This window comes from Caballeronia sp. LjRoot34 (genome assembly GCF_964253815.1).
Classification (GTDB): domain Bacteria; phylum Pseudomonadota; class Gammaproteobacteria; order Burkholderiales; family Burkholderiaceae; genus Caballeronia.
In genome coordinates, this window is sequence record NZ_CAXUSB020000001.1 from 98,623 (window position 1) to 123,383 (window position 24,761).

Below are 24,761 nucleotides of genomic sequence, written 5' to 3' on the forward strand. Positions count from 1 at the left end.
GCCTGACGAACGCGAACTTTTCCATTAGGCCTTCGATCCTTTGGCGCGATCCCGATTGGGAAGGGAAACTGAGCGCGTTATTGCTGCCGAAGGTAACGAACGGCGTGCCGCCGCCCAAGCGTAACAACCGCCTTGCCGACGCCCTTGCCGCACGCGCGGCCGCATTGAAGCCGGCGAATCAGCAGCCGGACAACGTTGAACATCTCCACGCGCGTTTTACGTCAGCGCGCAGGAACGCCTGAGCCATCGCGATTTCGACACTCTTTCATCCGATGAATGGCGCGCGCTTCGACATCAAATTCGTTCGCGTAGAATGCCGCTAGCCCACGGAGCCGACACGGCGCTTGAAAACGGCATCGCACGGCACGCATGCGGATTTGCGTGCCAGCGCCCAGAGCACCGTGCGCTCGGGCGGCGACTGGACCACATGGAAATACAAGAAAGTGGTCGAGCGTTGCTCGCCGCTTGTCTTGCTGCTCGACATTTCCGGATCGATGAGCGCGTATTCCCGGGCTGTGCTTTACTTCTGTCATGCCTTGCTGCAATCGCGCGAGCGCCTGCAGGTTTTCCTGTTCGGCACGCGTCTGACCAACGCCACGCGGACGTTACGCTAATGCGATCCCGACGTCGCGATCGTCGCGATCTCCGATCAGGTGGTCGACTGGCCGAGCGGCACGCGGATCGGCGCGGCGCTGGCCGAATTCAACCGGCGCTGGGCGCGGCGAGTGCTCAACGGTCGCGCGACGGTGTTGTTCGTCACGGACGGGCTCGATCACGAAGCAATCAATGTCCTCGAAACCGAAATGCAACGTCTGCAGCGTTTTGCGCATCGGCTGGTGTGGCTCAATCCACGGGTTTCACCCCACGCGCGCGGGGCGTGCGGGCGATTCTGCCGCATGTCGATGCGATGCCGACGCTTGCGGCTGACAACCTCGACAGCCTGAACGCTGTCGGCCGGGAGCTGGCGACGACGACGCGTCATGCGGACCGGAAATCAGCAGGAGACACGCCGTCGAACTGACCGAAACGCATAATCTGCCTGTGGCGCACAATGTTTCGTGGAAAGCGCTGAACGATACCGAAATCTTGCGCGCGCGCATTCCGGTCGCGAACGCATGGAAGCCGATGGCGAAAACACGTTTGCGGTCGCAATGACGGCGTCGGCCGGACCCGTGAAAGCGAAATTCAAAGGGCGCGTGAATTTGGTGGACATCGACGCGCCGTACACGTACACCATCGTGTTCGAGAGGCAAGGCGGAACGGCCGGTTTCGGCAAGGGACGGGCGAACGTCGATCCGGAACTGGGTGACAATGTCGATTCAACGATGTTGTCTTACACGGCGCATGCACAAGTGGGCGGCAAGCTCGCGCAGATCGGCTCGCGGCTGATGGATGGCGCAGCCAGAAAGATCGCCGGGGAATTTTTCAAGCGCTTCAGCGCGCAGTTGACGCAGAGTGACGAGCCTGAGGGTGAGTCCATGCGGCGGCGGCCGACGGCGCAGGTGAAGGGAAGGAGGGGAAAAGATCATGGACAGCGTGGATCTCGAAGTCCTGAGAAACAGCGCGCGATGGCTCGAACGTGGGCATCGCGTGTTGCTGGTGACGGTGGTTAAAACGTGGGGCTCGTCACCCCGGCCCGAAGGCGCGATGCTCGCCGTGCGCGATGACGGCGCGGTGATGGGATCGGTGTCGGGCGGGTGCATTGAAGACGATCTGATCGATCGCGTCAGGCAGCGCGGCATTGAGCAGACGAAACCCGAGAGCGTGAAGTACGGAATTTCGGCGGAAGAAGCGCATCGGTTCGGACTGCCTTGCGGCGGGACGATTCAACTGGTGCTTGAACCGTTGTCGATGGCGAGCGGTATTGCTGAATTGTGCGAGGCTGTTCTCGCCGGGCGGCTGGTGACCCGCACGCTCGACATGACAAATGGCGCGGTCAAACTGGAGCCATCGCACACAACGGACGGTCTTACGTTCGATGAAACCACGCTCGCGACCATTCACGGGCCGCGGTACCGGATGCTCGTGATCGGGGCGGGACAGTTGTCGCGGTATTTGTGCAGTATCGCGGTCGGGCTGGATTATCACGTGACTGTCTGCGATCCGCGCGAGGAGTACACCGACGAGTGGGATGTGCCGGGGACGAAGATCGTGCGGACCATGCCCGACGATACCGTGACGGAAATGAAACTCGACGAGCGTTGCGCGGTGATTGCGCTGACGCATGATCCGAAGCTGGACGATCTGGCGTTGATGGAAGCGTTGAAGACGCCGGCGTTTTATGTCGGCGCGTTGGGATCGCGGAAGAACAACGCGGCGCGCAGGGAACGGCTGAAGGAGTTTGATCTCTCCGATGTCGAGTTGTCGCGCCTGCATGGGCCGGTGGGGATTTATATCGGCAGCCGGACGCCGCCGGAGATTGCGGTGTCTATTCTTGCCGAGGTGACGGCGGCGAAAAATGGCGTTTCGTTGCCGACTATTTTGCAGGTGGAGGGCGCGAAGGCGGCGCGGGAACTTGAAGGGACGGGTGAGATTTGCGGCATTTCCGGGATTGAATACTCGTAGACGACGCCGCGCTTGAAACAGCTCAAGGCATTGAAGCGCGGCGTTCGAAACGATCAGAGTATATTGCCGCGAAACTTCATGGCCTGCAGCCATTGTCCCGATACTTCCGACATTCCGTAATGCACGACTGTCTCGTCGATGAGCGCCCAAACCGATAAGCCGGCCTGACGGACTCGCCGGCAAAACGAGATGTCTTCTCCCTGATAGACCCCGTTCTCTTCGACCGTTTCAAAAAATCCGTAGAACTCACCGTTGGTTACCATCGACGCATATTGTTGTGGCGGCGCGTAGCATTCCGTAAACGGTTTAGTTGCCTCAAACGCTTCACGTTGCGCTAGAAAAACGCCCGTTCCAACGTGCTCGGCTTCAATGAATCCATTCGTGAAACTCACACTTCCATCTGCCTTCGTCAGTGGGCTGACGGTGTAGTCGGCGTATTTCTCTAGATACTGACGTACGGTCAAGCCCACGTCGGCGGCTGATATAGCCCCGTCGAGCCCCATTCTCCTGAACGGATACGCGACGCCTGAAACGATTTTGTTCGCGGCCAGAAGTCTCATGACGGCGGTGGCTGGGAACTTCATGTCGGTATCGAGGAAAAGGAGATGCGTGAATTCAGGATGATTCAGGAAATAATTGGCGAAGAAGTTACGCGCTCGAATGATCTGCGACGACGCAACGTGCAACGTTTCGTAGCTCGAACCGGAATCCGTTAATGCGCGCGTCAGATCGAGCAGCGAGAAGGCGAAATTGACATGGACCTCTTCGCTGTAGGTAGGCAGGCAGATCAGTACATGGTGAGAGGGCATGGGGGTGTCCGTATGAGGATGATTGAGTTCGCGCTCAAAGCTGAGGAAGCGATATCGTTAGGAATGTTAAAACAAATTTTCGATCTGAGAGATCTATGTGGATTGAATGTCGTGATGTTACAGGGCGGGAGGAGGTAGTGAATTTTTAGACTTTATACTCGCGACGAGATTGCGGGAATCACGCGCGGTGATTTGCGCTGGTTAGTTGTTCAAGCTATACGCGGGTGGGACACGGCTGATCGACTGGAGCAAACCCATCGGATGTTTCAAATTATGCGACCGTGGAGCGCGCGACCGCCGGTCCCGCTTCGTTGATACGATCTCATGGAGCGTTTCAACCCACACGCCCGCGAAGAGCGCGACTTGTTGCATACCGATCGACTTGAGAGGCAACCATGTTTCAACCCACGCGCTCGTGAAGAGCGTGACCGGTGGCACATCCCGCCGGACGCAATCCCAAGTCGTTTCAACCCACGCGCCCGTGAAGAGCGCGACGCTATCGCTTATAACCTGCCGTTTTCGCAGTATAAATTCGCCGTTTGCATCGGCGTATTAAAGTCGACCGCCTCCTTGGTCTCGCCGTGCTCGAGCACGCGAGTCATCGACTCAGATTCGCTCGATGACTTCAACACCGCTCGCAATCTTCGCTTTGTCAATCGACACGACATAATCGGAAAAATACCGGGCCGGCAGATCAGCGCCTTCTTTTATGCGCTCGACCTTTACCGCATCGAAAAGGGTATGCGCCGGCGCGTTGCCCACTGAATTTTCGTGTTTGAACACGATCAGCTTGCGCGCAGCCATTTCGCCACGGGCTGCGGAGCGATCGTGTTCGAACATGTTGATCAGCGAGCGCCATACCAGTTCGAGATCGTCTTCAGTGAACCCGGTGCGTTCCGCGAGCTTCGCCGATATGAAGCCATGTACCCGATATAAACCGTAGGGCACGATGTGCTTGCGACCCATCGTGCGGTCAGCGTTCTCCGCGTCCTTTTCGGTTGTGACGGCCATGCGGGTGATGGAGACTTCCATCGGCACAATGGGTTCGATCGACTTGGCGAACGCCAGTTGAATGGGGCCGCGCACTTGCCCGCAGTTGACGCCCGTGCTCATGACTGCGCCGAAAGCCCTGATATCGAAGAAGTTCGTGCACATCCATTTGGTGAGCGCTTCCGCGTCCTTGACATCCTTGGGCAGTTTCTTGTCCACCGGGACGAGATTGAGCGCCGCATAACCTAGTTTGTGCTGAAGATTGAGCACGGCCTTTTCCTGCATATAGATGGCGTGACCGGCCTCGTTATCCTTCTCCAGCGTCACGTAATTGCGAATCTTTCGTTTCAGGCAGACATCGGTGACAAGGCCGAGATTGGTTTCGGGATCGAGACGCGGCAGGTTTCCCGCATCGGGATCGCCATTCGGATTGCCGTTGGTGACATCGAACAGATAAACGAATTCGTAGCGGTTGGCGAGGATGGTCATACGCTTGTCTCCAGGATATCGTCGGTGATGATTTCTGCAGCGTCGCCTTTGCCAGCCTTCGAACGGAAACGTTCGTTGCGCTGGTGGTAGTAGCCGATAGCAAAGCGGCCCTGGTCTTCTAGTCGAAGCGTCTTTGGAAATTCACAGCCAAGACCATCGATAATTTGTTGCACTTCTTTTTCTAGCGATATCGCGAGTCCTTTTCCCTTCGGATCTTTCATCGCCTTGGATAAGTGGTTTTGCGCGCCACGCATGAGGATCGGAAATACGGCTGCGGGCATGGCAGAAGCGGACCCGTAATAACGATCCTTGATGCTCGCGCTGGCAGAGTGCAGCGCGGCTTCCTGAATGCCTTCCAGCACCGAGAACAACCGCCCGAGTAAATAACCCGGCATGGTGTTGCTTCTATCGAGACTCACAGGTACCTCCTCTTGAATATCGCCATTGCCGAGACGCTGGTCGCGTGCCAGAACGGCTTTGCACAACGCCACGCGCAGTCCGGAAATATCTCCATCTGCGCGCATGCGCATGATCGCGGCGCTCAACAAAGTGCGCGGATAACGCCCGCCGCTGAGGACCGCGCGCATCAAGGATCCCGCTAGTTGCTGCGGAACGTTTTCGGTCTTCTCCCGTGCCGCTATAGCGGACAGCAAGCGCCACGCGGCTGGCGTTGTTCTCCACGGCGTGGGTTCGATGGCCAGATCGTTGTAGTGCTGCGCGAGTCGTTTCGTGAATACGCCAAGGTTTTCGCTGAACCAATAGCGCACCGAAAGCCGAGACGCATTCGGTGACAACCCAAGCACGAATATTTTCGAGGCAGGATCGAGATTCGGATCGATGTCGTGCAGCGCACGTCCCTCCAATACCGCATCAAGCGCATGCTTGAGCTTGGCGGATTCGGCTGAGTCACTGGACGGCGGTTCCAGCTCACTGAGGAACAGGTTTTCCGCTGCTTCCCGCTGTTGCTGATCCTTGGCTTCGGCCCAGAACACCACACTTGCATCCCCAATCTGCACGCATTGACGATGATGCGGATCGCGCAGCAACAAGTGGTTAAGTACCGTTGTGTAAGCGAAGGCCGCATGCACGGAAACCGGTGCGTTCGCGCCGCGATCCTTGCCGTATGAGTCGAAGGCGTCGAGGTTGAAAGAGACAATCGATGCCCCCGATGTTTGCGCTCCCCACACGCCTTTAATGGCCGGATGAAGACGCGCGATCGGACGCGTTTCACCGCTGACGAGACACAAGCCGAGGGTCGTTTCATCGGCCGCGCTGTAGTGCTTGACCAGTTCCTGAGCCGCGGGACGCTCGTGGATATAGCCGAGTTCGCCATCAAGCCGGAAAACGACGTTCGTGCCGAAAATAGCCGGGGCGTGTTTGGCAATGTGTTCGCACCCTTGCCAGTTGTCTGGAATCCACGCCTCTATGAACTTGCGTAACGCGACAAGCCCTTCGTCGGTTGCCCCGGCCAGACGATCAAGATGGAGCGCCTTGAAAACTGCCCATGATCGTGCATTTAGCGTCGGGGTATCAGCCCCCGCTTTTTGGTCGACCCCAAGCACGAAAGCCGTCTTGTCCCACAGGAAAAACGGTGGCGGCGCGATACCCGACCGTTTAAACGATGCCGGAACCGTGAGCATTGTCCACTTCGATTTATTGTCGGCGGGATTGCTGAGATTGATGACGTCCTGCACTTCGCCTTCGCGATTCAACAGGATCGAATAGCCGATCTTTTCCTGCGTCGATCCGAATGCGGGTACCTTGCCTTGTGCGGCGAGCCGTTCGTAATACTCGACCAGTGATGTGAAGATCATGCCGAATACTCCACGAACGGCAACGGCGGAACGTCGATCCATCCGTCCTTTATCGATGCCCTGAAGAAGTGAGGCGCCATGCCATTCTTGAAGTCGATGTCGTGAAGCATCCAGCCGAGATCTTTTTCCGCCATAAGCGATTGATGCGGCTCGCGGGCGGGGGCATCGTCTTCCAGTAAAGTGAAATCGGCGGGAAATTCGCGCACGCCTAAGCACGGCGTTTGAAAACACTGACCTTTGCGCGCGCGACGGTTAAAGATGTCCAGGTGCTTACCGATTGAGTCTCCTTCTTCGGCTTTATCGGTAAGTTCAAAATGCGCTTCGATCACGTACGCTACGTCCTTGAGAATGGACGCCGCGCGTTGCTGACGATCCTCATCAACGTAGTTGACGAGACCTTCCAGCGTGCCCTTTTTCATGGCTGATCGCGCGCTCGATGCCGGGATCTTGCTTGCGACTTCGTTTCGACGGATGGTGTCGAAGCGAATCTCGTTGAGCACCTGAATACGGTCGATGACCCAACGGATGGCCGGCTTCCAGTGAATGGCTTCCACGATGCCGCGCGCAGCGGACGGCGTGATGACGTCGTAGGACACGCGCTCAACCTTCATCTCGGGGCGCGTGAACAATGCACGCTCGCCCTGGACATGCAAACGTATTCCGTATGCCACGGTTGTCTCCTTTATGTCGCGATGAGATACGTGATCGGTTTCTGCTGTTGCTCGCTCCTCCACATCGGGCTGATTAAACCGATCTGAAAATAGGTTTAGTAAATGAGTCTGGCCGCGTCGAGAAGCGCGGACTCGCCAAGCTGCAAACCATGTCGGTCGCTGTGTAGATTCATGGCAATAAGTTGCATGAATTGCGTGCCATATTTCGGCTCGGCAGCGGTATAAGCCGTTACTTTTTCATGCGGTCCGTACTGGTCGCAGGCGATCTTCGCGCCCCACGTTGCGTGGCCCACGCGCGGTCCGCCGCGAATGCGCCTTGGGTATGAATCGGTGTACTTATCAATGTAGCGGAGTTTTCCGGCAGTTTCTGCGAGTTTGGATGTGCCGAAGTGTTTCGCGGACTCCGCTGCGAGTTGACCCACTGCGTTGAAGTGATCCGAGAGTGTCTGCCAGCCGCTTTCGTCCGGATTCGGCGTTGAGTGTGCGTGGAAAACTCGAGTCACGAGCGTCGCCTCTGAGATTATTAGTGGGCGTCGCGATCGATTGAAATCGAGCGGCTTAGGTTGCCGCTATGTCGCTGATCAGCCCGTATTCGAGGGAGCTTAATATCAGCGTCATCTTAAAATTCGGTTTGAAATGTAATAATTGTTGCGATTCGCGCGCTTGTGACGGCGCCACCTCTTTTCGATGCCAGCGTAGACCGACCTACAAAATCTCAATCCACACGCTGGTAAAGGCGCGACGTACTGACGCAGCCAGTTGTAGATGGCAACTCCCTCGTTTCAATCCACGCGCCGTGATGGCGCGACTGTGCTGGATACGCCGGTCAAAAATCCGGCAGGCGTTTCAATCCACGCGCCCGTGAAGGCGCGACGTTACGCCCGGCGATGACTTCCTTTTCCCGGTTGTTTCAACCCACGCGCCAGTGAAGGCACGACTCTTTCACCGCTGCGCAGCTTCTCATCACTATAAAAGTTTCAATCCGCGCGCCGATGAAGGCGCGACAAGAACATAGGTCCAGACGCAGACCATGCGCGCAACGTTTCAATCCACGCGCCCATGAGAGCGCGACTCCATCCCATCTAACTCGTGGTTCTTACCCTGAAAGTGCGGTGCTTTCCGCGAACTCGCGTTGGTGCTCGGCGAGAGTCTTCGGCGGCACTGATCCTTGTTTCCGCACCCCAAAAAACGCAACGCTACTTTCTGCGAACCTGCCCGCAAAACCCTGATCGCTTACGGTTCGCGGACACCGACACAACGTTGCTGCCATGAACGTACGGGCGATTGCCACCATTCGCCGCGATATTAACTGACGACCTCGCGACTGTTCTAAGTAATAGGTAAAAAATCGTCGAGGACGAAAGCGGGAGTCGTTAGTTGTATAGAACAATCATTCTCATTGCGCCGCTCATACGACTGCTCCATCGCCCGATTGGCATTGCTCGACTTCTCACTTCTTTCGATCAATTCGCCAACCTCTCCAAGCATTCGTGCGCCAAATCACCGCACTCCATCACCGACTTTGCGAAGCGGTCGAGGAAGAACTAAAAGAATCCAGATCCCCAAAACCCAAAAAACCCGCGTTTTCGCGGGGTTCCACATTCAAGCACCAGCGCAATTGAGGACCGAAGCCCTCACATCAACCCCAGACAAACCATCGCGACAATCGACGCCATCACAATCACCGCGCCCACCGTCTTGCGTTTATTCAGCTCGGTCCACAGCAACACGCCCGTCAGCGACAGCAGAATAATGCTGCCGGCAAGCGTATCGATCAGCAGCACCCAGCCCACGCTTAATCCCACGCCTTTGTGCAGATTGCTCATGGTCGCGAGAAAACTGTTCTCGCTCTTCTTCACCGATACAAACCCGTTCCCCACCCAGTATTCCGCCGATACCGACCCGCCCGGCGACGCCACCGCCACCGTCCACAACTCCGGCTGCATGGTCTTCTGATCGCCCCAGCCAACCGGATGTGCCGCTTCACGTTTCGGCCGGCCGATATTGCCGTCGAGCTTGAGTTCCTGCTTGAGCCACTTGCCGAGTTCCATCGGCGACTTGAGGCCCTTCGCGGGCACGGCCATTTGCATTTGAGAAACTTGAGGTTCTCCGCTCGAAATCTTCAGCGGACCGGCGCGATGATTCAGCAGAAAACCCGTCGTCCCGAACAACAACCCCAGCACGGCGCCCCACAAACCGACCCAGCCATGCACCTTGCGTAGCCATTTGATGAAGGTTGCGCGGCGCGAGCGTTGTTTCCGAGCGAACTGTTCGGCGTCGTCGATAAGGCGGCGGCCGTGCGGCGCGTACGGCATCGTGGTCACGTTGGACGCGGGTTCAAAAGTTTCAGGCGCGTTCACGCGTCTCTCCAGAGGACATAGCGAATAAGGGGATGCTGCGGATGGATTTCTCACCGATACGGCCAACAAGCCGCCAACGAGCGACCAACAAGCGCATCGGCGGAGTCAAGCTTTCAAATGAGAATTGTTATCATTACACGGACATTAAAAATCTTCAATAGTCCCATTAAGTCCCATTAAGTCCCATTACGCGGCCGACGCAGGAGGGGCGCGCCGGCCGCAGTGAAAAGCTATCGGCGAACGATCGCCGAACGCCCGTCAAACCGGCCAGAGCGGCCCTTCTTCCATCGCGCCGACCTGTTCGCGCAACTCAAGAATCCGGTCTTCCCAATACCGCTGCGTGTTGAACCACGGAAACGCGGCGGGAAACGCGGGATCGTTCCATCGACGTGCCAGCCATGCCGCGTAATGAATCAGCCGCAACGTGCGCAGCGCTTCGACCAGGTGCAGCTCGCGCGGCTCGAAATCGCAGAAATCCTCGTACCCGGCCAGCAAATCGCCCAGCGCACGCGACGCCTCCGGGCGGTCGCCCGGCAGCAGCAACCACAAATCCTGGATAGCGGGCGCCATGCGGCTATCGTCGAAATCGACAAAATGCGGACCGGCATCCGTCCACAATACGTTGCTCGGATGACAATCCCCGTGCAACCGGATGCTTTTGACATCGCCGGCTCGCTCGTAGCATCGCTCGACACCTTCCAGCGCCATCTTCACCACGGTTTCATACGCTTCGCGCACGTCCTTCGGCACAAATCCGTGTGTCAGCAAAAACTCGCGCGGTTCGTATCCAAAGGTCTGGATATCGAGTGCTGGCCGTTCCACGTACGGCTTGATCTGCCCGACCGCGTGAATCCGGCCGATAAACCTCCCAAGCCATTCCAGCGTCTCCGGCCGGTCGATATCCGGGGCACGCCCGCCGCGCCGTTCAAAGATGGAGAACCGGAAACCCTCGAAGGTATGCAGCGACGCGCCATTCAACACGCGTGCCGGTACCGCCGGAATCTCGCGTTCGTAAAGCGTCGAAACGAAAGCGTGCTCTTCGAGAATGGCGTCGTCGGACCAGCGCAATGGCCGGTAGAACTTCGCGACCATCGGCGGCCCGTCTTCCATGCCAACCTGATACACACGATTTTCGTAGCTGTTGAGCGCGAGCATGCCGCCGTCGGTGCGTTCGCCAAGCGGCATCAGGACGCTGTCGAGCGCATCGAGCACACGCTCGGGCGTGAGATCGGCGAAAGGCGGAGGCGGGAGATTAGCGTCGTCGCCGGAGAGAGACAGATTGTCTCCGGACGCGCGCGATGCATTGGAATGGTTCGAGTTCATCCCTGCATTGTGACGCGCATCGCGGGGGGAAGCATCAGCGATGCGCGGTTACGGCGAAACAACGTTCTGAAACGCGCTAATTCCTCAATGCATGAGCGCGTTGTTCGGACGAACGAGTTCGCCGGTATCGATCAGGTCTTCGAGGAAGAACGGTTCCGTGTTTAGTAGTTCCGACGTGCCGGGTTCATCCGCGTACCAGGCGACCATGGCCATGTCGCCGAGAATCCGCATGACAATCCCGCGTGCGCCTTGTGGCACCGCAATATGGACGGAGCGAACGATTGAACCGATTTGCATGATGACTCCCCGAGGTGTGCCGGCAAAACAGTGCGCGTGCCGGCCGGTTCTGCATGAAGCACAGGCGCGTGAGGCCCTGTGCACGAAACTGAAGTGCCGCGCGTAAATTCCTCGAATGCCTGCAAATTGCAGTCGTGTTCCGATGATTTCGGCTGAAACGATGTTCTACTTTAGCGCATCAATTCGCGTGGGTCGAAAACTTGCATCGCATGGAAACAACGTATTTGCATTCCATCCGCTTTTCGAAAGTCGATTGAAAGCGCTCGGCGCGGTCTCCGGCAAAACCCTGACGATCACGGTATTGTTATGCCCTTCGCCACCGGAGATCCACTTGTGACTTCATCGCCGGCGCCGTCCCGGTCAGCTTCGTCCTCCTCGCTTTCCCCCGATCCCTTGCCCTATCTCGAACGTGGATCGCGTGCTTACTGGCACGCGGCGATTGCCTTGCTGTTTGCAGGCTACGCCACCTTCTCGCTGCTTTACTGTGTGCAGCCGCTCCTCCCTGAGTTCACCAAAACGTTTGGCGTGAGTCCGGCGGAAAGTGCGCTGTCGGTATCGGTGACGACGGCTTCACTCGCCATAGCGATTTTCATCGCCGGCTTCGTTTCAGAGGGCTGGAGCCGGCACCGGTTGATGACGCTGTCGCTGACGGCTTCGTCGTTGCTGACGATCATCGTGGCGTTCTTGCCGAGCTGGCACGCGCTGTTGTTCGTGCGTGCGCTCGAAGGTCTCGCGCTCGGCGGCGTGCCGGCCGTCGCCATGGCCTATCTCGCGGAGGAAGTGCATCCCGACGGCCTCGGCCTCGCGATGGGACTCTACGTAGGCGGCACGGCAATCGGTGGAATGGCCGGGCGAGTGATCAGCGGAATTCTCGCGGACTTTTTCTCGTGGCGCGTGGCTATCGGCGGAATCGGGGTGCTTGGGCTGCTCGCCACGCTGGCGTTTCGTGCGCTCCTGCCGCCGTCTCGACGTTTCGTGCCACGCGCCGGAATGGGATTTCGCCATCATCGGACGGCGCTGGCCGGGCATCTGAAAAACCGCGGCTTGCGTTGCGTGATCCTGATGGGCTTCGTGCTCATGGGCAGCTTCGTGACGCTTTATAACTACGTTGGGTATCGATTGATCGCGGCGCCGTTCAACCTGAGCCAGACGGAAATTGGCGCAATCTTCGTGGTGTATCTGACGGGCGTGGTGGCATCGCCCTGGTCCGGAAAAATGGCCGATATATTTGGCCGTGGCCGCGTCCTGATTGCCGCGCTGCTGTTGATGATCTTTGGCGTGGCGCTGACATTGTCGAGTTCGTTGCCCGTGGTGATTGCCGGTATCGCATGCATGACGTTTGGTTTTTTCGCCGGTCATTCGGTCGCAAGCGGCTGGATCGGTTGGTTGGCCAAAGGCCCGAAAGGTCAGGCAGCCGCGCTCTATCTGCTCGCTTATTACATCGGCTCCAGCGTGCTTGGTTCATGGGGCGGCCACTTCTGGACTATCGCCGGCTGGCCGGGCGTAAGTGGCTTCGTATTCGTTCTCCTATTAATCGGTTTGGGCGGGGCGGAATATTTGCGCCGGCAAGAGCATCACATGAGCGCTTGATCGCTTAGATGCACGAACGGATGTAATGAAGGTTTTTTGTAAACATTGGCGTGTGAGGGTTTTTCCGCATCCGCTTAAAACATCTGGCCGGAAAGCCTCGCCCCATAAGGCGTTTCGTTGATCTTCGCCAACGTTTGCGGAAAGCGGCACAAATAAAGCCTAAACAACGGCCTATACTCAAATCGACAGTGCGACGTCTCACGCAGCCAGGTGGACGCTGAGCACGAACGATGGGAGACGAGTATGAACACCTACTTCACGATCGGCGACTTCATCCTGATTATCCCGATGGCGCTCGCTGGCATTCTTTTCCTCGGCGCTGTACCGTGCGCCACGCAATTCCGGAAAAACACACTACGCGTATTCGGTGCGCTGCTCGGCGTGCTGCTTGCGTTTTTGCTGGTGGAAGGATTGCCTGCGCTGGTTTAGCAGTCCGATGGACCGATGGGCGCGGCGAGTAAAGTGGAGTCAAGGCTTCGGCTTTAACTCTTTGACTTCCACGCTTGGTTGACCGGGAACAGGGCGTCGAAAGACGCACCGTTCCTGCGTTTCTTGCATTCCCATTTCTCGCCGGGAATATCTTATGCTCGCGTTCGTTCTGAACGTCGACGCTTGCTTTGCTTCCACTTATCGCTTGGCTACCTTGTGTCGGCGCATCCGCCGGAGGATAACGTGCGTAAGTAGCCTATAAGTCGTAGTCCGAGTCTTAGTTGCAATCGCTCTCCAGTCGATGCCACCGATATTCATTGAACAAAAAATCGACATCGAGGACTTCATGCCGCCGCTCACCGTTGCCGTTATCGTTTTTATCGCGCTTATCGTTGTTTTCACGGCGGTTTGGGCGTGGCAAGCTAAATCGAAGAATGCGGGGATGGTCGATCCCATCTGGGCGATGTCGCTCGGCGTGGTCGCGGTGCTGGTCGCAATACTCGCCGAGGGCGATTCGCCTACGCGGGTCGTCGTTGGAATGGGCGGGTTCGTCTGGGGTATTCGGCTTGGTCTGCATCTGTGGAAGCGCAATGCCGGTCACGCGGAAGATCCCCGCTATCACACGTTCCGCGAGCAATGGGGCGCCGACGCGAACAAGAAAATGTTCTGGTTCTTCCAGATGCAAGTCGTGATTTCGATGCTGCTGTCGCTCGCGTTTTTCGTACCGGCCTATCGCGCAACGCCGCCGGGCGCTGCATGGGTTGCGCTGGCGACGGTGATCTGGCTGATCTCGATTGTGGGCGAAGCGTTCGCCGATCATCAGTTGCGCGTGTTCAAAGCGGACCCGTCGAATCACGGTAACGTCTGCCGCGCGGGCTTGTGGCGTTATTCACGGCACCCGAACTACTTCTTCGAGTGCGTGCATTGGGTCGCGTATATCCCACTCGCAATCGGCGTTGGCGTGTGGATTTTCGCCATGCTGTTGCCGCCCGTGCTGATGGCGTGGCTGCTGATGAAAGTCTCGGGCGTACCCATGATTGAAGCGGAATCGGCTAAAAAGCGCGCGGGATATGCCGACTATATGCGCACAACCAGTGCATTGATTCCATGGCCGCCGCGTCATCCTTAAATAATAATAGCGGGGAGTTTCCACATGAGCGATCTGCCATCGCGAGCGGTTATGTCAGAACCACAAGAAAAACCACAAGAAGAAGTGCCGACGCAAAGCTGGCTGATCGACTGGTGCGAGCGCGGCCGGCTTCCGGATTCGCTCGTGCGCTTCGGGATGCGCCGGTTGATGAAACAGCGCCTGCGCGATGAAGGTATTGATGATGGCGAAGCGCGTTCGAAGCGCTTTAATCGCCTGGTCGATGAACTGCGGGCAAGCCCGATCGCGATCGAAACGCAAGCCGCGAACACGCAGCACTACGAGGTGCCGGCGGCGTTTTTCCAGGGGCATTTGGGCGAGCACCTGAAGTATTCGTGCTGCTTGTATCGGACGGGAACGGAAACGCTCGATCAGGCCGAGCAAGCCATGCTTGAGGAATATGCGGTCCGCGCGCAACTCACCGACGGCCAGCGCGTCCTCGATCTCGGTTGCGGCTGGGGTTCGCTCTCGTTGTGGCTGGCGGAAAATTATCCGCGCTCGCAGATTGTGGCGTTATCGAATTCGCGGGGGCAACGCGAGTTTATCGAGAGCGAGGCGGCTGCGCGTGGCATAACCAATCTGAGCGTGGTGACGGGGAATATCGTCGATTATCAATTCGATCCGGCGTTGCTCGGCAATGGCTTCGACCGCGTGTTGTCGATCGAGATGTTCGAGCATATGAAGAACTATCGGCTGTTGCTCAACAAGATCTCAGGCTGGATGCGCGAGGACGGCAAGCTTTTTGTGCATGTGTTCGCGCATCGCACGTTGGCGTATCACTTCGAGGTGAAAGACGGCAGCGACTGGATGTCGAAGTATTTTTTCACGGGCGGGACGATGCCATCGGAGGCGCTGCTGCTGCATTTCCAGGACGATCTAACCATCGACCGTCAATGGTGGGTGAGCGGCGCGCATTATGAAAAGACGGCCAATCACTGGCTGGCGAATCTGGACGCGGCGCGCAGCGAATTGATGCCGCTGATGATCCAGACTTACGGCGCGGCTAACGCCGGCATCTGGTTTCAGCGCTGGCGCATGTTCTATATGGCGGTGGCCGAGTTGTTCGGGTATGCCGGCGGCAACGAATGGGGCGTCGCGCATTACCGCTTTTCCAAGCGCTCAGGCTAGGTTTTCGTGCGCTTGAGCTAACGCCAACCCGCCAACCCGCCAACCCGCCAACCCGCCAACCCGCCAACCCGCCAACCCGCCAACCCGCCAACCCGTCAATCCGCCAATCCTTCACCTCGCCGCCATCAACGCCGGGCGGCGGGCGAACCACGGCCTCGCGGCCTCTAGCTGGATTGCCAGCCGGAACAACGTGGCATCGTCGTTTATGCGCCCCGCGAACTGCACGCCGATCGGCATGCCGCGGGCGTTCCAGTAGAGCGGCACGGACATCGCCGGCTGACCGGTAAAGTTGAAAAGCTCCGTGCAACCGGCCCAGTCAAACGCCTTCTTCGCAGAAACCGACAACATCCGCCGCAACAACGTTTCAACCGGAAACGTCGAGAGCACCTGCATCTGGAAACGCTCGAATTGGGTCGGCTGCTTGGCGCCGATTCTGAACGGCGCGGCAGCGAGCGTGGGCGTCAACAACACGTCATATCGTGTCATCAACGCAGCCATCTGCGCCTTGAACTGACGCTGGGTTTCCAGCGCCGCCGGCAGATCGCGCTCGCCAATCCTCCGGCCGATATGCGCCATCGTCCATGACGCAATCTCGAAATCAGCGCGTTTGGGCTTCTGACCACTGATGCGATCGGCGTGCAGCACAATCTGTTCTGCCAGCACCGACCACATCACGAGGAACGCATGAGCGAGGGCGCCGAAGTCGAGCCCGAAAGACGCCGGCTCTACATGATGACCCAGTGATTCAGCGAGCCTGGCGGCATCGTCGAGAGCGGTTTTTACATCCGCCGATAACGCCCCCGCAAGCTGCGGCTCTTCCATATAGCCGATGCGCAACGGCCCGCACGGCTCGCGGACGGCCCGGAAGAAAGCGCCCGGTTGCCCGGACGACGTGAGATCGAGTAGCAGGGCGCTATCGCGGACACTGCGCGACACGGCATGATCCACCGCTAAATCGCCGGGTGCGGGCAGCGGTTGCGGCTGGACATCGTTGGATGGCTTGTAGCCGAACAGCCCGCAACACGACGCCGGGATGCGGATCGACCCGCCGCCATCCGCCGCGTGCGCGAGCGGGACGACGCCGCCCGCGACCGCCGCCGCGGCGCCTCCGCTGGAACCGCCGGTGGTGTAATCGAGTCCCCACGGGTTGCGCGCCGGGCCGAACAACTCGGGTTCGGTATACGGCATCTGGCCGATTTCAGGCGTGTTGGTCTTGCCGAAAATGTTGAGCCCGGCCTGCTTCGAGCGCGCGACGATCGGCGAATCTTCAGTGGGCGTGAAATGCTGGAAATGGCGGCAGCCCATGGACATCCGCAAACCCGCGACCGGCGCGCCCAGATCCTTGATGAGGTAGGGAACACCCGCGAGCGGACCTTGGCCCAAGGTGCCGGAACCGTCGCGTCCGCCACGGCTCGCGCGGTTGCGAGCCGCCTGATAGTCCTTCAGGACAATGGCGTTGAGCGCCGGATTGACGGCTTCGGCGCGCGTGATTGCCGTATCGATCAATTCCCGCGCGCTGACCTGGCCGCTGCGCACGAGCTCGGCCAGGCCGATCGCGTCGTAGTCGAGATACTTGGACTGCAAGGCTCCCCCTACTTGATGCGGTTGTATCCCGTCTTCTCAGGCGGCCAACCGTGCAGTCCGCGGCGTTGTGCGCCGAGTCAGGAATGCTCGCCGAGGAACGTCAGTGTGCGGCCGTGCGCGAGTGCTGACGCCGCCTGATTGTACGATGCGCGATCCGTGCAATTGAAGCCGTGATCGGCGCCCGGGTACACGTGGACCTGAGCGTCCTTGCCCGCGAAGCGCTGCTTGACCGAGTCGACGGCGGCAGACGGAATGTGGGCATCGAGCGCGCCGTAGTGGAATTGCATCGGCACCTTGATCTTGTCGGCCTCGTCGAGCTCGTTCTGGATGCCGCCGCCGTAGTAGGCCACGGCGATATCGAACGCGCCTTGCGCGGCGGACAAATACGCCAGCCGGCCGCCGAGGCAATAACCGACACCCGCGACCTTGCCCGTGACTTCCGGCAATGCGCGCAGCGCGGCGGCGGTGGCGGTGACATCAGCCACTGCATGCGCTACGTCGAGTTTGCCGTAGATTTCCATTGCTTTCTCGCGGTCCGCGCCGTCATAGCCGAGTTCCACACGCGGCTGGACGCGCCAGAAGATGTCCGGTGCGAGCGCGACGTAACCATCGGCCGCGTATTGATCGGCCACGGCGCGGATATGCGAGTTCACGCCGAATATTTCCTGGATGATGACGACGCCCGGGCCTTTGCCGCCTTTGGGCAACGAGAGATAGCCCTGGAAGGTGTCGCCGTTTGAAGGAATGTCGATCCAGCGGGATGTCACGGTCATGATGAAGCTCCTGGCTGATGCCTGAATGGGTGGGGCGAAATGATAAGGGACGATCGGGGCGGAACCGCAACCGAAGAGTGTGCCACCATTCCATGCGCCTTGCCGGCAAGGGCGCGGGCTGTAAAGCGGCTGTAGGAAATGCACGCGGCGGCGCGTTTTCAGAAGTGTTTCTGCAACTTTCCGTGGTCGTCATGGAGCCCGGCCTGAGGCTTTAAAGCGGCGGCTAGTTAATAGCTAAACCGAGTACTAACCCCAGCGCTTATCTGAGTCCTTAACCGAGTTCTTAACTCGCGCAATTGACTTGAAACAAGCGGACCGGATAATAACGGCCCGGCTGGCTAAAACTAAAGCGTTGCCTCCGGAATGCCGCGAACGCGCACTTGGCGGAAAGTGTCAATCCGCTGAAGAACCGCATGAACAGGACCTTTCCGCACTGCACCAGCACACTTTCAATAGCTTCTCAACACCTCTCTTATTAGTAGTCACACCACTAGCTTAAAAAACTTCCCCAAATTAATTTGACAACCCTACACTTGCGCGCAGTGCGGATGCTGGTCGTCATAAACGGCCTGCGGAAGTACGAGCCAAGTGCATGACGATGCATCCGGCGTGGTCGTCCACGGGGCTGAGCGAAACGTGACGAGACGGAGCACAGGGCGACACCGTTGTTTTTGGGACCGAAACTGGAGACTTACATGAACACCAAGCTTCACAAACTGTTGCCTATCAGCGCTGCAGCGCTAATGTTCGCCTCGATGGCAACAACCGCTACGGCCGACGAGGTCGTCAAGATCGGTCACGTTGCACCGTTGACCGGCGGTATTGCCCACCTGGGCAAGGACAACGAAAACGGCGCGCGCCTCGCAGTTGAAGAAATCAATGCCAAGGGTCTGACGATCGGCGGCCAGAAGATCACGCTTCAACTCGACGCACAAGACGACGCGGCTGACCCGCGTACGGCTACTCAAGTGGCGCAGAAACTCGTCGACGATAAAGTCGTCGCCGTGGTTGGTCACCTGAATTCGGGCACCTCGATCCCGGCTTCGAAGATCTACAGCGATGCTGGCATCGTGCAGATTTCGCCGTCGGCAACGAACCCGGTATACACGCAACAAGGCTTCAAGACGACGTATCGCGTTGTGGCAACCGACGCACAACAAGGTCCGGCACTGGCTAACTATGCGTCCAAGGACCTGAAGCTGAAGAGCGTCGCGATTGTCGACGACTCGACCGCTTACGGCCAAGGTCTCGCGAACGAGTTCGAAAAGACCGCCAAGTCGCTCGGCATGAACGTGATGTCGCACGATGCGACCAACGACAAGGCTGTCGACTTCCGCGCGATTTTGACGAAGATCAAGGGCGAAAATCCTGACGCGATCATGTACGGCGGCATGGACGCCACCGGCGGCCCGTTCGCCAAGCAAGCCAAGCAACTTGGCCTGCGCGCACGCGTTCTGGCGGGCGACGGTGTTTGTACCGACCAGTTGTCGACCCTTGCTGGCGATGCAACCGACAATATCGTCTGCTCGGAAGCCGGTATGGCGCTCGAAAAGATGGCGGGCGGCGCGGAATTCGCAGCCAAGTTCCAGAAGCGTTTTGGCCAGCCGATCCAGATCTACGCTCCGTTCACGTATGACGCGGTGTACATCATTGTCGATGCTATGAAGCGCGCCAACTCCACCGATCCGGCGAAGATTCTGGCAGCTATGCCGAATACGGATTACAAGGGTGTGATCGGCGAAACGACCTTCGACTCGAAGGGCGACCTGAAGCACGGCGTGATCTCGCTGTACGACTACAAGGCAGGCAAGAAGACGCTGCTGGACGTGGTCAAGATGTAATTGCCGCGGGTGGTCGGCGTCGTGATGCTGCGACGAAGACCGCCTTCGATGATTTATTTGATTGTTGAAAAACGCGCTGATTTCGGTCGGCGCGTTTTTTTTGCGTGGCGATTTTGCTAATACTGGCCAATGCTTATCGAATGATTGGCGCTTGTGGCCGGTTCGCGTGTGCAATGCGGCGACCGCAGCGCTGTCCGGTCACAGCTTCAACTGCTTCATGATTCTCGGTCCCACGAGCGCGATCAGGGCTGCGCAAGCCGCGACCACCGATAACCCGACCGGCAACGTGCTCAACTGGGCCACACCGCCTATCAGCACCGGCCCGAACAGCAAGCCGAAGTAAGCCAGCCCCGCGACCTGCGCGAGCCCTTCAGCAGGGCTTACGCCCTGTACACGCGCCGCCGCGGCGAACAGCACCGGCATCATGTTCGCGAGTCCGAGCCCCATCAGCGTGAAACCTGCGAGCGTGACGAGCGCGTCAGGCAGTAACAGCGCCGCCACCATGCCGATAAACGCCAGCGCCGCGCTCGCGAAGATGAGTTGAGGCGCGCCGAAGCGGGCACGCACCGCATCGCCGCCAAAACGCCCGGCCGCCATGCCGCCGGTGAAGGCCGCGTAGGCCGTGCTGGACAACGCGGGCGTGGCGAGCACAACGTCGCGCATGTAGACCGTTGCCCAGTCGTACATGGCCCCTTCAGCGATCAACGCGACCAACGCCATGCCGCCGAGCGCCCACAAGGCCCTTGAGCGCCAGCGATTCGATGACGACCCGCCATGGACACCGTCCGTGTGAGGGACGTGGGACAGCACGGCGGGCATGGACACCAGCAGAACGATCACGCTAACCACCGACGCCAGCGCGAGATGCGCCTCCGGCGGCATGCCGTGCGCGAGCAGCACGCCGCCGGCGGCCGCGCCGGCCATCCCGCCGACGCTGAACATGCCGTGCAGCGACGACATGATGGGCCGCTCGAGCGCTTCTTCAACGGCGCTGGCTTCCGCGTTCATCGCGACATCGAGCGTGGCCATGCTGAAGCCGAACAGCGCCAGCACGACGAGCAGCAGCCAGTAGAACGGTGCGGCCAGGATCAGCGCCCCGCAAATCGTCATGCCGATACCGCCGGCCAGGCACGCGCGGCGAGTGCCGACGCGCGTGATCCACGGACCGTTGGTGAGCATCGCGACAATCGATCCGACGGCAACCGCCAGGAGCGCGATGGACAGCGATCCGGGACTCAGGTGAAACTTGTCGCGCACCGTGGGCACGTGCACGCCCCAGGAGGCGTAAAGCATCCCGGCGATGAAAAACACGGCCATGGTCGCGTAGCGCGCACGCTCGCGTTTTGCCACGGGAAGCCGCCGATGCGCGGCGCTCGGGGTATCGTGCCCGACGGCACGGGCACTTGAGACAGATTCGGACAAGGAATTGCTCTCTTTGCTTGCTTGTTTCAACGGCCGGTCCTTTCATTGGCCGGCGAAGCTTTCAATTCTATCGGGTTGCGGACGGACCTGGTTTTAGTGCTTTAAGATCGCAAAGGCCGTTCGCTGCTCTTATTTAGTTCGCTTGCATGGTTGCTGGTCAGTCTCTCGTGAGGTCCCGCTTTGAATATCCCGTCGCATGCTCCGTTGCATCTCTTGCATCAAGTGCCGCACGGCACGCTTGCCACGCACTCGCGTGAGCCGCGCGGTTTTCCTTATCCGACCGCATTACCGTTCGCGCCGACTTCCCGTCACGTGCCAATGGTGCTGATTAGCCATCTGGCTGAACACACGCGCAATCTGCAAGTGGACGCGCGCGCGGGTTTTTTGATTACCCAAACGGCCAGCGATGCCATTCTCGAAGGACAGCGTCTTACCATGCTCGGCTCGTTTTCTCCGGCGCCGCCTGAATCGGTCGATGAACTGGCGCGCCGTTATCTCAGATATCACCCGGATGCTGCCCGTTATCTTGAATTGGGTGACTTCACGTTCTGGATCATGTCGCTCGAACGCATGAGGTATATAGGCGGCTTTGGTGCAATGGGTTGGCTGGATGCTACGGCGCTTGATCCACTCGAACCGTTATCCGAGCAGAATGAGCTTCGGTTGCTGGAATTATTTGCCGATTCTCCCGCACGACCGGCGGAACTCGAACTAATGGGGATAGACAAATATGGTTGCGATCTGCGGACTCCCGGAGCGCGCAATCGTTTCACCTTTGATAAACCGAAACAAACTCGCGCAGAACTCAATGCCGCATTGATCGATTGTATTGAACGGCATAGGTGATTGTCTGAACTTCTGGTCACCCAATGCGTGTCTTTATGTCGCTCAATTTACGAGATAGCGTTACGGCGTGAGAATGTTCGGGCAAGCTCGCACGGGATGGAAGTTTTAGTCGATATGTTTCGTGTTATTTTCATTTCATGAAAGACTTTGTGGGTTAATTTAACGATGTAAGTAAGATGAATGCGTGGTTTCGGCAGCTTTTACAAGACATCACAAATTGTTACGGACAGCCGTTCGGCTGAACTGATTTAAATCGACAGCGTAGAAACGTGCGCAGAATCCTAGTTGTGTTAATCTGCGATTCATTGAGAGGCTTAACGTTATAACCGGAACGGGCGACGACTCGTACACTGCAAACCACAAGGAAAAGATCATGCCGTCTTACAAGGAACTTCTCGCGCAGCGCGAAAATCTCGAACGACAAATTGAAGAAGCGAAGTCGCGGGAATATGCCGAAGTTCTCAATGAAATCAAGCAGAAAATGACCGACTACGGGATCACGCTTGCTGAATTGGCAGGTGGCCGCGGCGGCAAGAATTTGAAAAACGCCGCGCGTCCGCGTGCGGGCGTTGCACCGAAGTATCGCGACCCGGACAGCGGTAGCACGTGGTCGGGCCGCGGCAAGCCGCCGAAGTGGATTGCCGGTCAAGAGCGTGACAACTTCCTGATCCAGAAGTGAGATGTAGATTGTTTGAAAAAACCGCACCATTAAACGGTGCGGTTTTTTTTCGCCTGCGCGGCGGCCGGCCGATAGCCGATGCGGTTGAAATCAACCGCCGGCCCGGTATTGCGACGATATTCAAGGTGACGGCCGAGAACAGGTCATATGTAACTTAAATAGATGATTTTTATAAGGTTTTCTCGTTTTAAGCGAATATGCTGCAGCGCGGCTTGGTAAAATTCGTCAAACGATGACTTCGAGTGATGACATGTCGCAATCAACGGCGCGCGCCGCAGAAAAGCAGGACGTAGCCCGCAAAACAACCTTCTCAAGTATCGCGGTGAATTCTGTGCTGATGGCGGCGCAGATTGTCGTCGGCGTGTTTGCGCATTCCCAGGCTCTGATTGCTGACGGGATTCATTCACTGTCCGACCTGGTGTCGGACTTTATCGTGCTCCTGGCCAATCGGCATAGCACCGCTGCGCCAGACGACGATCACAATTATGGCCACAGCCGCTATGAAACAGTCGCTTCATTATTTCTCGGTGCGCTTTTAATTGCTGTCGGCGTCGGGATGTTATGGCGAGCAGGAGAACGTATTACCAATCTTCAGGACATCCCCGAGGTTCACGCAAGTGCACTGATTGTCGCGGTGATCGTTCTGATTTCCAAGGAGTTATTGTTCCGCTATATGCTCCGCGCGGCCGAACGCGTGAGGTCGGCACTACTGATCGCAAATGCGTGGCACGCTCGTTCGGACGCGGCCTCGTCATTGGTCGTCGCTATCGGCATTATTGGGAGTATGGCCGGCTGGCGTTTGCTGGACCCTATCGCGGCCGCAATCGTCGGTTTTATGGTCGCGCGAATGGGTTGGACTTTCGGATGGGACGCTTTGCAGGATTTGTCTGATCGCGCGCTGGATCACGACGAAACCGAGAAGTTACGCATGCTGTTGAGCAGCACGCCGGGTGTTTGCGACGTGCATGAATTGCGGACGCGGAAAATGGGCGATCTCGCCATTGTCGACGCGCATATTCTCGTCGATCCCCTCATTTCAGTTTCAGAGGGTCACTACATTGCAGAATTGGCGCGAGCGCGCTTGTTGACGAATACCTATATTGTGGATGCATTGATTCACGTCGATCCGGAAAATGACGAAATCAACCCACTGCCGGGCAGAATGCCGACGCGTTCGGCTGTCAGCGATGCCATAAGCGCTGTATTGGGGCCCCATGGACTCACGTACAACGCGTTGAATCTGCATTATCTTAGCAGCGGATTCGATATCGACGTGACGTTTTCCGCTGACTTAAGCGACGATCAACTGGCCAGTCTGGGACCCGGCGATTTTGACGCGCTCAAGCGAAAACTCGGCGCACGCGAGATTCGCTTTATGCGACCGGTAAGAAACATCTCGGGCAGTGTCATTACTGAATCGACCGGCCTTTCACGCCCTGACTAGGGCGTCGGCATTCGGTCAATTGAAAGCTGTTTCAAAGCGGCAATTGTGTATCGAATTTGATTTCGCGCAGGACCACACTGGTCCGGACTTGCGCGACTGCAGGAATCTTGAAGATGCGGTCATGGAGAAAAGCGTCATACGACTTGATGTCCGGCGCGACAATCTTCAGGATGTAATCGGCCTCGCCCGTGGTGCTGTAGCACTCGGTGACTTCCGGGCACGTGATGATCTCGCGTTCGAATTGCTCGACACCGCCTTCTGTGTGGCGCGTGAGATGAATATGAGCGAGCGCGCAGACATGCAAGCCAAGCTTTTCGCGATCGAGCAACGCGGTGTACCGCTGGATCACGCCCGATTGCTCCATGTCCTTGATACGTCGCCAGCACGGAGTGCTCGAAAGCCCGACCTGGTCGGATATCTCCTGAACCGAACGGCGGGCGTCCAGTTGCAGAAGTCGCAGGATTTTTTGTGAAAACGTGTCGAGAGTCAACTGCGCCTCCTTTCGGTCGCTACCAACTCCAATAGTAGAGGCGGCAGAAAGGAAGCGCAATGTCAAACGC

21 protein-coding genes and 2 pseudogenes are annotated in these 24,761 nt (G+C 58.1%); 11 read left to right on the top strand and 12 right to left on the bottom strand.

Annotated features, from left to right (window positions below):
• Position 1: 1 nt before the first annotated feature.
• The 3 genes and pseudogenes from ACSQ36_RS00430 to ACSQ36_RS00440 form a co-directional block, all read left to right on the top strand.
• A pseudogene (locus ACSQ36_RS00430) lies at positions 2 to 1,021 on the top strand (vWA domain-containing protein); the annotation flags it as partial.
• Positions 994 to 1,555: pseudogene (locus ACSQ36_RS00435) on the top strand (CoxG family protein). The pseudogenes ACSQ36_RS00430 and ACSQ36_RS00435, both read left to right, overlap by 28 nt.
• On the top strand, positions 1,528 to 2,565 hold the full coding sequence (locus tag ACSQ36_RS00440; RefSeq protein ID WP_436180549.1) for an XdhC family protein: 1,038 nt from the start codon (positions 1,528 to 1,530) through the stop codon (positions 2,563 to 2,565). The pseudogene ACSQ36_RS00435 and the gene ACSQ36_RS00440 overlap by 28 nt, the downstream one beginning before the upstream one ends.
• Positions 2,566 to 2,618: 53 nt before the next feature.
• Here ACSQ36_RS00440 and ACSQ36_RS00445 read toward each other — a convergent pair whose 3' ends face one another.
• From ACSQ36_RS00445 to ACSQ36_RS00480, 8 genes are all read right to left on the bottom strand, one after another.
• A complete protein-coding gene (locus tag ACSQ36_RS00445) occupies positions 2,619 to 3,374 on the bottom strand; it encodes a glycosyltransferase family 2 protein (RefSeq protein ID WP_436180550.1) in 756 nt (251 codons plus the stop codon).
• 606 nt (positions 3,375 to 3,980) lie between these two features.
• The gene (cas7c, locus tag ACSQ36_RS00450; protein WP_436180551.1) at positions 3,981 to 4,853 is read right to left on the bottom strand and encodes a type I-C CRISPR-associated protein Cas7/Csd2; all 873 of its coding nucleotides are present in this window, start codon (positions 4,851 to 4,853) and stop codon (positions 3,981 to 3,983) included.
• Positions 4,850 to 6,667, bottom strand: coding sequence for a type I-C CRISPR-associated protein Cas8c/Csd1 (gene cas8c, locus ACSQ36_RS00455; RefSeq protein ID WP_436180552.1), 1,818 nt, complete (start codon positions 6,665 to 6,667; stop codon positions 4,850 to 4,852). The genes cas7c and cas8c overlap by 4 nt, the downstream gene beginning before the upstream one ends.
• On the bottom strand, positions 6,664 to 7,338 hold the full coding sequence (gene cas5c, locus ACSQ36_RS00460; RefSeq protein WP_436180553.1) for a type I-C CRISPR-associated protein Cas5c: 675 nt from the start codon (positions 7,336 to 7,338) through the stop codon (positions 6,664 to 6,666). Before cas5c ends, cas8c begins: the two co-directional genes overlap by 4 nt.
• A 95-nt stretch (positions 7,339 to 7,433) precedes the next feature.
• Positions 7,434 to 7,841 carry a hypothetical protein gene (locus ACSQ36_RS00465; RefSeq protein WP_436180554.1) on the bottom strand — a complete coding sequence of 136 codons (408 nt, stop codon included), beginning with the start codon at positions 7,839 to 7,841 and terminating at the stop codon, positions 7,434 to 7,436.
• A 1,131-nt stretch (positions 7,842 to 8,972) separates the two neighbouring features.
• On the bottom strand, positions 8,973 to 9,698 hold the full coding sequence (locus ACSQ36_RS00470; RefSeq protein ID WP_213764612.1) for a PepSY-associated TM helix domain-containing protein: 726 nt from the start codon (positions 9,696 to 9,698) through the stop codon (positions 8,973 to 8,975).
• Between the two features lie 258 nt (positions 9,699 to 9,956).
• Positions 9,957 to 11,021 (bottom strand): serine/threonine protein kinase, encoded by a 1,065-nt coding sequence (locus ACSQ36_RS00475; protein WP_213764613.1) that lies wholly within the window; start codon positions 11,019 to 11,021, stop codon positions 9,957 to 9,959.
• A gap of 84 nt (positions 11,022 to 11,105) precedes the next feature.
• Positions 11,106 to 11,318: a hypothetical protein gene (locus tag ACSQ36_RS00480; RefSeq protein ID WP_213764614.1), complete on the bottom strand. Its 213-nt coding sequence runs from the start codon at positions 11,316 to 11,318 to the stop codon at positions 11,106 to 11,108.
• Between the two features lie 306 nt (positions 11,319 to 11,624).
• On the opposite strand from ACSQ36_RS00480, the gene ACSQ36_RS00485 reads away from it, so the two are divergent.
• From ACSQ36_RS00485 to ACSQ36_RS00500, 4 genes are all read left to right on the top strand, one after another.
• Positions 11,625 to 12,908, top strand: coding sequence for an MFS transporter (locus ACSQ36_RS00485; protein ID WP_436180555.1), 1,284 nt, complete (start codon positions 11,625 to 11,627; stop codon positions 12,906 to 12,908).
• A gap of 243 nt (positions 12,909 to 13,151) precedes the next feature.
• A complete protein-coding gene (locus tag ACSQ36_RS00490) occupies positions 13,152 to 13,337 on the top strand; it encodes a hypothetical protein (protein WP_213764616.1) in 186 nt (61 codons plus the stop codon).
• 346 nt (positions 13,338 to 13,683) lie between these two features.
• Positions 13,684 to 14,466 carry a DUF1295 domain-containing protein gene (locus ACSQ36_RS00495; protein ID WP_436180556.1) on the top strand — a complete coding sequence of 261 codons (783 nt, stop codon included), beginning with the start codon at positions 13,684 to 13,686 and terminating at the stop codon, positions 14,464 to 14,466.
• 51 nt (positions 14,467 to 14,517) lie between these two features.
• Positions 14,518 to 15,612, top strand: a complete 1,095-nt coding sequence (locus ACSQ36_RS00500; protein ID WP_436180557.1) for an SAM-dependent methyltransferase — start codon at positions 14,518 to 14,520, stop codon at positions 15,610 to 15,612.
• Positions 15,613 to 15,723: 111 nt separating this feature from the next.
• Here ACSQ36_RS00500 and ACSQ36_RS00505 read toward each other — a convergent pair whose 3' ends face one another.
• Both ACSQ36_RS00505 and ACSQ36_RS00510 read right to left on the bottom strand, forming a co-directional pair.
• Entirely contained in the window at positions 15,724 to 17,196 is a 1,473-nt protein-coding gene (locus ACSQ36_RS00505; protein WP_436180558.1) for an amidase, read from the bottom strand.
• A gap of 77 nt (positions 17,197 to 17,273) precedes the next feature.
• The gene (locus tag ACSQ36_RS00510) at positions 17,274 to 17,969 is read right to left on the bottom strand and encodes a dienelactone hydrolase family protein (RefSeq protein WP_213764619.1); all 696 of its coding nucleotides are present in this window, start codon (positions 17,967 to 17,969) and stop codon (positions 17,274 to 17,276) included.
• A gap of 695 nt (positions 17,970 to 18,664) precedes the next feature.
• Between ACSQ36_RS00510 and ACSQ36_RS00515 the strand changes: the two genes are divergently transcribed.
• Positions 18,665 to 19,810, top strand: coding sequence for a branched-chain amino acid ABC transporter substrate-binding protein (locus tag ACSQ36_RS00515; RefSeq protein WP_213764620.1), 1,146 nt, complete (start codon positions 18,665 to 18,667; stop codon positions 19,808 to 19,810).
• 198 nt (positions 19,811 to 20,008) lie between these two features.
• Here the strand turns inward: ACSQ36_RS00515 and ACSQ36_RS00520 are convergent, their stop codons facing one another.
• Positions 20,009 to 21,232 carry an MFS transporter gene (locus tag ACSQ36_RS00520; protein WP_436180559.1) on the bottom strand — a complete coding sequence of 408 codons (1,224 nt, stop codon included), beginning with the start codon at positions 21,230 to 21,232 and terminating at the stop codon, positions 20,009 to 20,011.
• Between the two features lie 180 nt (positions 21,233 to 21,412).
• On the opposite strand from ACSQ36_RS00520, the gene ACSQ36_RS00525 reads away from it, so the two are divergent.
• The 3 genes from ACSQ36_RS00525 (at position 21,413) to ACSQ36_RS00535 (ending at position 24,201) form a co-directional block, all read left to right on the top strand.
• Positions 21,413 to 22,078 carry a HugZ family protein gene (locus ACSQ36_RS00525; protein ID WP_213764621.1) on the top strand — a complete coding sequence of 222 codons (666 nt, stop codon included), beginning with the start codon at positions 21,413 to 21,415 and terminating at the stop codon, positions 22,076 to 22,078.
• Positions 22,079 to 22,451: 373 nt separating this feature from the next.
• A complete protein-coding gene (locus ACSQ36_RS00530; RefSeq protein WP_060817484.1) occupies positions 22,452 to 22,757 on the top strand; it encodes an H-NS histone family protein in 306 nt (101 codons plus the stop codon).
• A 250-nt stretch (positions 22,758 to 23,007) separates the two neighbouring features.
• Positions 23,008 to 24,201, top strand: a complete 1,194-nt coding sequence (locus ACSQ36_RS00535; protein ID WP_436180560.1) for a cation diffusion facilitator family transporter — start codon at positions 23,008 to 23,010, stop codon at positions 24,199 to 24,201.
• Between the two features lie 31 nt (positions 24,202 to 24,232).
• On the opposite strand, the gene ACSQ36_RS00540 is transcribed toward ACSQ36_RS00535, so the two are convergent.
• A complete protein-coding gene (locus ACSQ36_RS00540; RefSeq protein WP_062168666.1) occupies positions 24,233 to 24,691 on the bottom strand; it encodes an Lrp/AsnC family transcriptional regulator in 459 nt (152 codons plus the stop codon).
• Between the last annotated feature and the right edge of the window lie 70 nt (positions 24,692 to 24,761).